We start from the raw sequence: 11,760 nt of genomic DNA, 5'->3' as shown, positions 1-11,760 counted from the left end.
CCGTGCCCAGCCGGAAGGCCGTGGCTACGAAGCCCTGACCGTTCTCTTGCGGCTGGTGCCACGGCCCCTACCGGCGCCCCCCGACCCTCGTTGCCGACAGCGACGAACCGGGGAAGGAAGAGCCCGATGGGTGTTCCTGTACGTGACTGCCGTCCCGTGAGAAAAGTGGCTCTACGCGACCGGGAGCGCGCTACGCGACAGGAGCGTTCTCGTCGGGGACGGCGCTCGCCGAGGGAGCGTCGCTGCGGCCGTAGTGGCGCGTGGTGAACATGTACACGAGCCCCGCGGCCACCACGATGCCGCCGCTGAGCAGCACGATCCAGTTGTCGTACCAGGGCGACTCCGGGGTGCGGGGCCAGGCGATGTTGACGATGGCGAAGATCCCGTAGGCGAGTGCCCCGACGTTGACCAGCAGGCCCCAGCGGCCGAGCCGGTACTCGCCGCTCGGCTTCCAGCCCTTGAGGCGGGCCCGCAGTGCGGCGAGGACGACCATCTGGAACGCGGCGTAGATGCCGAGGATCGCGAAGGAGACGATCTTCGTGAGGGCGTCCGCCGAGATCAGCGAGCCGAAGGCGATCAGCGTCGGGACGACCGCGGCGACGAGCAGCGCGTACGGGGGCACCGCGCGCGCCTCCGAGAACTTCCGCAGCACCCGGTGGCCGGCGATCATCTCGTCGCGGGCGTAGGAGTAGATCAGCCGGCCCGCGGCGGCCTGGAGGCTGATGGTGCAGGAGAGGAAGGAGATGAGCACGACCGCCATCACCGTCCGCGCGCCCGCCTCGCCCAGCGCGTCGAAGAGGACCCTGACCACCGGGTCGGTGTCCTTGCCCGAGATCACCGCGCGGTAGTCGACGACGGCGAGGAGCAGCGTCAGGCAGGTGAACGTCGCCGCCGCGCCTCCGACGTAGATGGTGCGGCGCATCGCCTTGGGGATCACCTTGCCGGGGTGCTTGACCTCCTCGGCGACGTCTCCGCAGGCCTCGAAGCCGTAGTACTGGTAGAAGCCGATGATCGCCGCGCCGAGGAAGACGGGCAGGTACGAGCTGTCGCCGGCCGCGCCGTAGTCGTCGAAGAGGACCCCCAGACCGTGGAAGCGGTGCGTGGTCAGCAGGATGATGCCGACGACGAGCGCGCCCAGCAGCTCCGCGCCGAAGCCGATCAGCGCCGCCCACGAAAGGGCCTTCGTACCCGCGTAGTTGATGAGCACGGCGATGACGATCAGTGCGACCGTGCACAGCACGGTGGTGTGCACGGTGGGCCGGAAGCCGAGCAGGATCGCGATGTAGGGGCCCGCTCCGTACGCGACGCTGGTGATCGTGACGAGCAGCGCCCACATGTAGACCCAGCCGGTCATCCACGCCCAGCGCACGCCCCACAGCCGCCGTGCCCACGGGTAGACCCCGCCCGCGACCGGGTACTGCGCGACGACCTCGCCGAAGACCAGCGCGACGAGGAACTGGCCGCAGCCCGCCATGAGGAAGGCCCAGATCATCGGCGGGCCGCCGTCGGCGAGGGCCGTGCCGAACAGGGTGTACGTGCTCACCACGGGGGAGAGGTAGGTGAAGCCGAGGGCGAAGTTGGCCCACGGTCCCATGTCCTTGCGGAACTCCGACTTCTCTTCCCCCGGAGCGGTCTCCGAGGTGCTCGCGGTGCCGTCCGGCACGCCGGAAGCGCTCACTGGTTGCCCCCTTCGGTGCCCGTGGGCCCGGGAGCCGGGCGGCCGGTGATGAGGTCCGCCGCGCGTTCGGCGGCGAGCAGCACGGTGACCATCGGGTTGATGGACGGCATGGTGGGGAAGACCGACGCGTCCACGATGCGCAGCCCGTCGTGTCCGCGCAGCCGCAGCTGCGGGTCGACGACCGCGAGCGGATCGTCCTCGGCGCCCATCCGACAGGTCCCCGCCGGGTGGTAGACGGTGTGCGCGGCCCGGCGCCCGTACTCGGACAGGTCCTCGTCCGACGTCACCTCCGGGCCCGGCGCGACCTCCCGCAGCAGCCAGTCGCTGAACGGGGCGGCGGCGGCCACCTCACGGGCGATCTTCAGACCGTCGACGATGGTGCGCTCGTCGTGGCCCTCCGGGTCGGTGAAGTAGCGGAAGTCCAGGGCCGGTTTGACCGACGGGTCGGCGCTGCGCAGCCACATGCGGCCGATGGAACGGGCCCGCGGCACGTTCGGTGTCATGCAGACGCCGTGCTCGGGCACGGGGTAGCCGAGGCGTTCCGTGTTGGTGGTGAACGGCACTTGGTAGAAGTGGAACATCAGGTCGGGGCGCGGGCCGCCCGCCGCGTCCCTGCGCACGAACAGGCCGGCGTCGGAGTCCATGGCGGAGTTGGGCGGCAGCGGCCCCTTCGTCTCCCACACCATCACCGACTCGGGGTGGTCCAGGAGGTTCTCGCCGACCCCCGGCAGATCCGCGAGGACCTCGATGCCGAGCTCGCGCAGCTGGTCGCCGGGGCCGATGCCGGAGAGCATCAGCAGCCGGGGCGTGTCGATCGCCCCGGCGCACAGCAGCACCTCCGCCTCGGCCTCCAGGGTGGAGACGGAGCCGTCGGGGTTGCGTACCTGCACGCGTGTGAAACGGCCCTCGTCGTCCCGCAACAGCCGGTACGCCCACGTCTCCAGACGGAGCGTCAGGTTGGGGCGGTCCATGATGGGGTGCAGATACGCGACCGACGCGGAGGACCGCTTGTTGGTCGCCGGGTCGTAGGCGAGCGAGAAGAAGCCGGTGCCGTCGGTGAAGGGCCGGGCGTTGAAGTCCTCGACGACCGGCACCCCGAGCCGGGTGGAGGCCGCGGTGATGAAGTCCTCGGCGATCGCGTTCCGGTCGGCCGCGCCCACGGGCACGATGTTGTTCTGCAGCCGGTCGCGGTAGGGCAGGATCGTCTCCGGCCCCCAGCCCTCGCAGCCCGCCGCCACCCACTCCTGGAGATCCTCGGGAAACGGCAGGAAGCTGATCAGCGTGTTGTGCGAGGAGCAGCCGCCCAGCACGCGGGCCCTGGAGTGCAGGATGTGCGAGTTGCCCCGCGGCTGCTCCTCGGTGGTGTAGCCGTAGTCGAGCTCCGAGCCGAGCAGATTGATCCAGTTGCGCAACCGCAGGACGCGGTCGTCGCCGACGTCGCTCGGCCCGCCCTCCACCACGCACACCCGGCAGGCCGGGTCCTCGCTCAGCCGGGCCGCGAGCACCGAGCCCGCCGTACCGCCGCCGATGACCACGTAGTCGTAAGTCGTCGTCTCGTCGTGCATGCCGTCGCCTTCCCTGTCGCCTGTCCCGCCCTGCCTGCCCAGCCCTGCCTGCTCAGCCCTTGAACCAGCCGGAAGGTCCGGGCCTGAGGTTCTGGTAGATGTGCTTGGCCTCCTGGTACTCGCGCAGACCGGTGGGGCCCAGCTCCCGGCCGACGCCGGAGAGGCCGAAGCCGCCCCACTCGGCCTGCGGCACGTAGGGGTGGAAGTCGTTGATCCAGACGGTGCCGTGCCGCAGGCGGGCCGCGACGCGCTGGGCGCGGCTCGCGTCGTTCGTCCAGAGACCGCCCGCAAGGCCGTACCGCGTGTCGTTGGCCAGCTCCACGGCCTCGTCCTCGGTGCGGAACCGTTCCACCGTGACCACCGGGCCGAAGACCTCTTCCCGCACGATGCGCATGGAGCGGTCGCAGTCCGCGTACACGGTGGGCAGCAGGAAGAAGCCGTGCGACAGCTCGGGGTCATCGGGACGGCGGCCGCCGCAGACCAGCCGGGCGCCTTCCTCGCGGGCGATCTCCAGATAGGCCTCGACCTTGTCGCGGTGCTCCGCCGAGCTGAGCGGCCCGCTCTCCGTGGCCGGGTCGAGCCCGCTGCCGAGCCGGATCGCGCTCGCGCGGGCGGCCAGCCGCTCCACGAACACGTCGTGCAGGGACTCCTCCACGATGAGCCGGGACCCCGCCGAGCAGACCTGCCCCGAGTGCAGGAACGACGCCTCCAGGGCGTGGTCGACGGCGGTCTCCAGGTCGCAGTCGGCGAAGACCACGTTGGGGTTCTTGCCGCCGAGCTCCAGCGCGATGTTCTTCACGTCCGGCGCGCACGCCTCCATGATCCGGCGGCCGGTGGCCAGGCCGCCGGTGAAGGAGACCAGGTCGACGTCGGTGTGCGAGGACATGGCGGCGCCGACCGTGGCACCCGGCCCGAGCACGAGGTTCGCGACCCCGGCCGGGGCTCCCGCCTCGGCGATCAGCCGGATCATGTGGATCGTGGAGAGCGGCGTCGTCTCGCTGGGCTTGAGCACGAAGGTGTTGCCCGCCGCCAGCGCGGGGGCGACCTTCCAGGAAGCCTGGAGCAGCGGATAGTTCCACGGCGCGATGAGCGCACAGACCCCGACGGGGTGGTACGTGACCCGGCTGAGCACGTCGGGGCCGACGTCCACGACCCGGCCGCCGTCCTTGTCGGCGATCTCGCCGAAGTAGCGGAACGCGTTCGCGACGTCCTCGACGTCGATCCGTGCCTCGGCGAGCGTCTTGCCGGTGTCGAGGGACTCGACGTGCGCGATCTCCTCCTGGTCGCGCAGCAGGAACCGCGCCACCCTGAGCAGGACGTCCGCCCGCTCCCGGGTGGGCGCCGACGACCACTCGCCGCGGTCGAAGGCCCGCCGGGCGGCCCCCACGGCGAGGTCGACGTCCTCTTCGCCGGCGTCGTCGACCTGCTGGACGACGGACGCGTCGAACGGATTGACCACGTCCCGCCGCGCACCCCCGACGGCGCCGGTCCACTCCCCGTCGACGAACAGTTCCGGCATCGTGCGCTCCCTCGCTCTGGTGGCTTTCGGGTGCCGACGCGGATCACCGGCCCGGGGCACCGGCTCCAACATCGTCCGCCCGGCGCGCACCGGCCGTGCGGACGCACCGGGCAGGGGAGGGCCCGGCAGCAGATGTGACCTGGTTGGGCTAGACCCGAAAGTGGGACGGACCCGAAAGCAACTCGTGGATCCGCCGCGCTAGCCCCAGAGGACCGCCCCGACCCACGCCCCCAGAATCAGCAGGCACGCGAACAGCTCGGTCAGCACGCTGCTGCCGCCCAGCCGCATGGCGGCCCGTGTCGCCGCCACCGCCTCGCCGTGGCCGCCGAGCCGCAGCCGCTCCTCCAGGTAGATCCCGCCCATGAAGCCGGGGACCGCCCCGATCACCGGCAGCACACAGAACCCGAGCAGCGCCCCGGCCCCGGCGAAGACCGCCATCCGGCGCGTGGCACCGCTCTCGCGCAGGCGTCGCGGCGGCAGCTGCCAGCGCACGGCCTGCGCCGCGAGCAGCACGACCGTCGCGCCCACGAGAAGGCCCCAGGCCAGGCCGTTCGGGTCCTGCAGCGTCCACCACAGGACCGCGGCCCACACGAGCCACGCGCCCGGCACGCCGGGGACCAGCACTCCGCCCAGGCCGAGCAGCATCACCACGCCGACCAGCAGGAGTTCCCATGCTCCCATCTGCCCAGCGTGCAGGAGATCCGGCGAAACCGCAGGTCAGGTTAGTCCTGGGGCGGCCGGGAGTCAGTCCTCCGGCGGCCGGGGGCGCCGTGCCACCCAGTCCCTCTCGTACGCGTGCCAGCCCAGCTGGAGCCGTGTCGTCACGCCCGTCAGCTCCATCAGCCGCTTCACCCGCCGCTGCACGGTCCGCAGTCCCAGATCGAGCTGTTTGGCGACGCTCGCGTCGGTGAGGCCCGCCAGGAGCAGCGACAGGATCTCCAGGTCCGTGCCGTCCGGGCCCTCGGGGGCGTCCTCCGTGACCGCCGCACCCTCCTCGCCCAGGCGCAGGGGCAGCGCCTGCCGCCACACCGCCTCGAAGAGGCCCGTCAGCGATTCGAGCAGCCCGCTGGCGTGCACGACGAGCGCGGCGGGCTCCGCCGTGCGCGCGGTCAGCGGCACCATCGCGAGCGAGCCGTCGGCGATCACCAGCTTCGTGGGAACCCGGTCCACCACCCGCACCTGCTCGTCGCGGCCGATCGCCGTCACCAGCTCGACCAGGCCCGTCGGCAGGTCGAGGACCGTGCGCTCGACCACCGCGCGGTAGCGCACGCCCCGCCCCGTGGCCTGCTCCTCGGCGCTGTTCTCCGTACCGGTGACGGCGACGGGGCTGCCGGTGACCAGGGCGCACACCTCGTCGCTCGCGCCCAGCTGGAGCTGGAGGAAGCGCTGCGAGACGGCGGCGGCCCCGGTGACCACCTCCACCAGGTCGTGGACGGCCGGCTCGGCGGCCTGCGCGCGGTACTCCTCGGCGAGCAGGGTCGCCGCGAGCTCGGCCTTCTCCAGCTCGTGCCGCTGCTGGGTGAGCAGCGCGCCGAGCGCGACACCGGGCGGGGCGGCCACCCAGCGGCCCGCCCTGCCGGACGCCTGCGCGGCCAGGCCGTGCCGCTCCAGACGGCGCAGCGTCCGCTCGGTCTCCGGTTCGCCGAGCGTGAGCCTGCGCGCGAGGTCGGCGACGTCGGCGGCGCCCACCGACACCAGCGCCCGGTACGCCGACTCGTGCGTCTCGTCCAGACCGATCGCTGCCAGCATGCGGCGACGCCCCTCCTCGATGTCCCCCATGGTCTTGTTCCGACGGCGCCGTGGCGGGAAACAGCCACGGCGTAAACCCGCCCCGGGACATCATCCCCGCACCACCCGTCTCTCTGCCAAGGTGACGCCACCGCAGCACCAACCGCTGCCGCATATGCGGCCTTTGGGCCCCTCCGGCCTGCGGTCTTGCATGCCCGTCAACCCTGGGGAGAGCGATGCGCCCGATATCGCGTACGGCTTTGGGGGCGGCCTCGGCCGTCGTCCTCGCCGTCACCGCGGCCGTCCCGTCCGTGGCCGAGCCACACGCGAGCGCGACGGAACGCCCGCCGTTGACGGGGAGCGCGCCCCAGGGCGCGCGGGACGGCGGGAGCTCCGTCGTCACCCTCGTCACCGGCGACCGGATCCTGGTGACGTCCGACGGCGAGAGACGGGCGGGGGCCGCCGCGCTGCCCGGCGAGGACGGCACCGCGCCGCTCATCCAGACCCGGCAGTCCGGCAAGGACCTGTACGTCTACCCCGAGGGCGCCGAGCACGCCATCGCCAAGGGCCTGGTCGACGAGGAACTGTTCAACGTCACCGGGCTCGTCCGCCAGGGCTACGACGACGCGCACAGCAAGAAGCTGCCGCTCATCGCCGTGTACGACAAGGGCGTCGACGTCGCCCGCGCGCTGCCCGCCACCCCGCGCGGCGCCGAGCGCGGCCCCGTCCTCGAACCCGTCGACGGCGTCGCCCTGAAGGCCGACAAGAAGAAGGCCGCCGTCTTCTGGGCGGAGATGACCGACCCCACGTCCCGTGCCGCATCCGACCTGAAGAAGCTGTGGCTCGACGCCAAGGTCGAGGCGACGCTCGACCGGTCGACCAAGCAGGTCCACGCCCCCGAGGCCTGGGCCGCGGGCTACGACGGCAAGGGCACCAAGGTCGCCGTCCTGGACACCGGGGCGGACGCCGGACACCCCGACCTCAAGGGCCGCATCGGGGCCACCGAGAACTTCACGGACTCCCCGGACAACGAGGACCGTCAGGGCCACGGCACCCACACCACCTCCACCGTCGGCGGCAGCGGCGCGGCGAGCGGCGGCAAGAAGAAGGGCGTCGCGCCCGGCACCGAACTCCTGCACGGCAAGGTGCTCAACGACAGCGGTTCCGGCGCCACCTCCTGGATCATCGCGGGCATGCAGTGGGCCGTCGACCAGAAGGCCGACGTCGTCTCGATGAGCCTCGGCAACCCGGCCCGGACCGACTGCACCGACCCGATGAGCACCGCCACCGAGGAGCTCGCGCGGTCCGCGAAGGACACCCTCTTCGTCATCGCCGCGGGCAACACCGGCCCGACGCTCAACTCCGTCTCCTCGCCCGGCTGCGCGCCGGGCGTCCTGACCGTCGGCGCCGTCGACCGCGACGACACCACCGCGAGCTTCTCCAGCCGCGGACCCGCCTACGGCTCGCACACCCTCAAGCCCGAGATCGCCGCGCCCGGCGTCGGCATCTCCGCGGCGGCGGCCGGCGGCCGGGGCCCTTACGCGTACCAGTCCATGAGCGGTACGTCGATGGCCACCCCGCACGTCGCGGGCGCCGCCGCGCTGGTCAAGCAGCGCCACCCCGACTGGAGCGCCCAGCAGATCAAGGCGGCCCTCGTGTCGTCGGCGGACAGCGGCATCCCCGGTGACGCGCGCGAGACCGGCGGCGGACGGCTGGACGCCAAGGCCGCGATCGACCAGAAGGTGCTCGGCTCGCCCGCCGTCCAGGGCGGCAGCTTCGGCTGGCCGCAGGACGCGTCGGACCGCACCTCGGTCGACGTGCCCTACACCAACACCACCGACAAGACCGTCAAGTTGAAGCTGGCGCTGCAGGGCGTCACCGGCAACGACGGCTCCGCGGTCCGCTCCGGCATCGCGCGGCTCGGCGAGCGCTCGGTGAGCGTCCGGGCCGGCGCCACGGTCAAGGTCCCGCTGAAGCTCACCCCCGGCGCGGATCTCGAGCGTGCCCAGTACGGGGACATCACGGGACGGATCCTGGCCACGGCGGACGGCGGCACCCGCGTCTCCACGCCGTTCTCCCTGTACGTCCAGCCGGAGACGGTCAGCCTGCGCGTGAAGCTCGTCGACCGGAGCGGCAAGCCCGCCGACGGGGCGTCGTCCGTGGACCTCATCGGCACGGACACCGCGAGTGGCGAGCGGCGCTTCAACGAGGGCGCCAACGACCAGACGTACCAAGTGCGCCCCGGCTCCTACTTCCTGACCGGCTTTATCGCCACCCCGGACGCGGGCGCGGGCAGCACGCTCACCGACTCCCTCACCCACCTGGCCCGCCCCCAGGTCGAGGTGAAGAAGGACACGACGATCACGCTCGACGCCCGCAAGGCCCACCGCCTCGCGGTCCGCACCGACAAGGCGTCCGAAGTACGCGGCGCCACCCTCGCCTTCGCCCGCACCTGGGGCAAGGACAACTGGCTGCACGCGGGCACCGCGGCGGGACCGCGCACGATCCGCGGCTACTACCAGTCCGTCGAGGGCAAGCCGTCCGGCGGCACCTTCGAGTCCGGCAGCTACTGGCGGGCCGCGGCGCCCCAGATCTCCACGCTCGCCGTGGCGGGCGGCAAGACGCTGCACCCGCTGACGGCCTCCACCGGCTCCGCCAACCTCGACGGCACGGGCCGTGCGGTCCTCGTCGACGCGAAGTCCGGCACGCCCGAGGAGCTCGCCGCCGCCGGCGTGAAGGGCCGGATCGCCCTGGTCAAGGTCCCGGACAACGGCAACGCGGGCACCGTGGCGGCCGACGCGCAGAAGGCGGGCGCCCTCGCGGTCCTCGCCCACCGCACCACCCCCGGCCGCTGGTACCCGTCCGCGGGCTTCGCCGGATCCCCGCTGCCCGTCCTCGGCGTCCCGACCGACGAGGCGACCGGCCTGCTGTCCCGACTCGGCTCCGGCAAGGTCGAGTTGACGTGGAAGGCGACCGCCAAGAGCCCCTACGTCTACAACCTCGCCTTCCCCGAGACGGGGCAGATCCGCGACGACCGCACCTACCGCGTACGCGACAAGGAGCTCGCCGCGAACGAGGCGACCTACCGGGCGATGGGGCAGGCCACGGACTACGTCGACCTGCCGTCGGCGGCCCGCCCCACCGGACTGGAGGTCTACTTCTCCGACATCGAGACCGTCCCCGCCCCCGGCAAGCGCACCGAGTACTACTCGGCGGGCACGACCGGGTGGGGCCACCAGGTGTCCAGCAGCTTCCCGTTCGGCGAGTTCATGATCGACCCGGTGCGTACGTACAAGAAGGGGCAGCGCCGCAGCGAGACCTGGTACGACGGGGTCCTCGCGCCCGGCGCGCCGCGCGACGCGGGGGGCGAGCCCGCGCTCGCCGGGGAGCGGCAGGGCAACCTGATCGGCGTCGCGCCCGGCTTCTGGTCCGACGCCGAACACGGCGGCATCCAGGGCGGCTTCGGCGACATCGGCTCCGTCCGGCTCGAGCGGGACGGCGAGGTCGTGGGGGATTCGGGCTGGCCGTCCGGGGTGTTCACGGTCCCGGCCGAGGACTCCGCGTACGAACTCACCCTCACCACGCAGAAGATCGGCTCGCGCGTGTGGCAGCGGTCGACGGGGACCGAGACGACCTGGTCCTTCCGCTCCCACCTCGACGAGGACGCCTACTCGCAGGGCATCCCGATGCTCTTCCCGCGCTACGGGCTGCCGGAGGACGGGCTCAAGACGCTGGCCCCGAAGGACGGTGCGCGGATTGAACTCGGCGTGACCGGGCACGCGGGCTACGAGCCGGGTGAGATTACGAAGGCGAAGCTCTCGTACTCCTACGACGAGGGCCGGACGTGGACGGCGGCCACCACCGCCGAACACGACGGAGCCTGGAGCGCGACCGTGGACCACGCGGGCGCTTCCGGCCGGCAGGTCTGGCTCAGGAGCCAACTGACGGACTCCCGCGGAAACTCCGTCACGCAGACCGTGGCCCGCGCCTACGACGTGCGCTAGCCACATCGGCCCCGCCGGGCGGTCCTCCTGTGGGGGGTGGGCCCGCCCGGCGGCCTCTCCCGTCGCCGCGGAGGCCGGAATTTCCGGATGCACCGTTTTCGTACGGCCTCCGCGGTGGAAAATAGGGGCATGAGCCAGCAGGGGGACAGGCCCACCGGTCACGACGACGACTGGTGGGGACAGCTGTACGACGACTCCGCGCCGGACACGGGTCCGGCGCCCGCATCGGACACCCTCGACGACAGGTTCGCCTCAGCGGCGGACGCGGTGAAGGAAGGGTTCCCCGCACCACGCGCCCCCCACCCCACGCCACCCGACGCCACCCCTCCCGATCCCACCCGGCCCGACCTCGGCCCCACACCGCCGGGAGAGGCCCCCGGCCCCGACGACTTTGCGGGTGCGGACGACGCGCCCTTCCCCGGGGCCCGTCACGAACCACCCGCCCCCCTCACTTCCCGTGACGACCCGGGGGACCGGCCCGGCGCCGAGGGGGGCCCGCTCGCCGCTCCGGCCGACGCCTCCGACGGACGCCGTGTCCCGGAGACCGGACGCCGTATCGCGGACACCCCCACCGACCCGCCCCCCGCACCTCCGGGGCCGCGCACCCCAGCCGCTCCCGCCGCCCCGCCCGGCACGGCCGAGGCAGGCGGCGCTCCGGACGGGCGCCGTGACGGGGCCGGCACCACCGGCCCACCGGTACCACCACCCGCTCCCGCCGGGCCGGGCGGGCCGCTCGGTACGTCGGGCGAACGGGACGCCCCGGCCGGACGCGCCGGCCCACCGGCACCGCAAGGCCCCGCCGGACCACCCGCACCCGCCACGCCGCTCGGAACCCCTGGCGGAGGCCGGGCCCCGGACGACGGTCGCCGCGACGTGGACGACCTCGCGGGACCACCCGTGCCGCCCGCTCCCGCGGGGCCGCCCGAGCCCGGCGAGTCCGGCTCCCCTGGAAGGCCGTTCGGTACCGCGGGCGGACGCGGAGATCCGGACGGTCGCCGCGACGCGGACGACCTGGCGGGACCGCCAGCACCTCCGGCCCCCGCCAGCCCTCCCGCCCCCGCTCCCGCTTGGCCCGGCGCCCAGGACGGGCCGACCGGTGCCTTCGGCGGAGAGCGCGCCCCGGACGGTCGCCGCGACGCGGACGACCTGGCGGGACCGCCCGTGCCGCCTGCTCCCGCGGGGCCGCCCGAGCCCGGCGAGTCCGGCTCCCCTGGAAGGCCGTTCGGTACCGCGGGCGGACGCGGAGATCCGGACGGTCGCCGCGAC

At 73.2% G+C, this 11,760-nt stretch carries 6 protein-coding genes; 1 reads left to right on the top strand and 5 read right to left on the bottom strand.

Annotated features, from left to right (window positions below; genetic code table 11):
• Positions 1–190: 190 nt before the first annotated feature.
• From ACZ592_RS16035 to ACZ592_RS16015, 5 genes are all read right to left on the bottom strand, one after another.
• Positions 191–1,678 (bottom strand): APC family permease, encoded by a 1,488-nt coding sequence (locus tag ACZ592_RS16035; RefSeq protein ID WP_471582154.1) that lies wholly within the window; start codon positions 1,676–1,678, stop codon positions 191–193.
• Positions 1,675–3,243: a GMC family oxidoreductase gene (locus tag ACZ592_RS16030; protein WP_471582153.1), complete on the bottom strand. Its 1,569-nt coding sequence runs from the start codon at positions 3,241–3,243 to the stop codon at positions 1,675–1,677. The genes ACZ592_RS16035 and ACZ592_RS16030 overlap by 4 nt, the downstream gene beginning before the upstream one ends.
• Before the next feature lie 52 nt (positions 3,244–3,295).
• Positions 3,296–4,762: an aldehyde dehydrogenase family protein gene (locus tag ACZ592_RS16025; protein WP_471582152.1), complete on the bottom strand. Its 1,467-nt coding sequence runs from the start codon at positions 4,760–4,762 to the stop codon at positions 3,296–3,298.
• 198 nt (positions 4,763–4,960) lie between these two features.
• Positions 4,961–5,443 carry a DUF456 domain-containing protein gene (locus ACZ592_RS16020; RefSeq protein ID WP_471582151.1) on the bottom strand — a complete coding sequence of 161 codons (483 nt, stop codon included), beginning with the start codon at positions 5,441–5,443 and terminating at the stop codon, positions 4,961–4,963.
• Between the two features lie 63 nt (positions 5,444–5,506).
• A complete protein-coding gene (locus tag ACZ592_RS16015) occupies positions 5,507–6,511 on the bottom strand; it encodes a helix-turn-helix domain-containing protein (protein WP_471582150.1) in 1,005 nt (334 codons plus the stop codon).
• 215 nt (positions 6,512–6,726) lie between these two features.
• Between ACZ592_RS16015 and ACZ592_RS16010 the strand changes: the two genes are divergently transcribed.
• On the top strand, positions 6,727–10,494 hold the full coding sequence (locus ACZ592_RS16010; RefSeq protein WP_471582149.1) for a S8 family peptidase: 3,768 nt from the start codon (positions 6,727–6,729) through the stop codon (positions 10,492–10,494).
• The last annotated feature ends 1,266 nt before the right edge of the window (positions 10,495–11,760 follow it).

Source organism: Streptomyces sp. NPDC040622, assembly GCF_055593965.1.
Note: the sequence above shows the minus strand (reverse complement) of the source record. Positions and strands in the feature narration are given on the sequence as shown.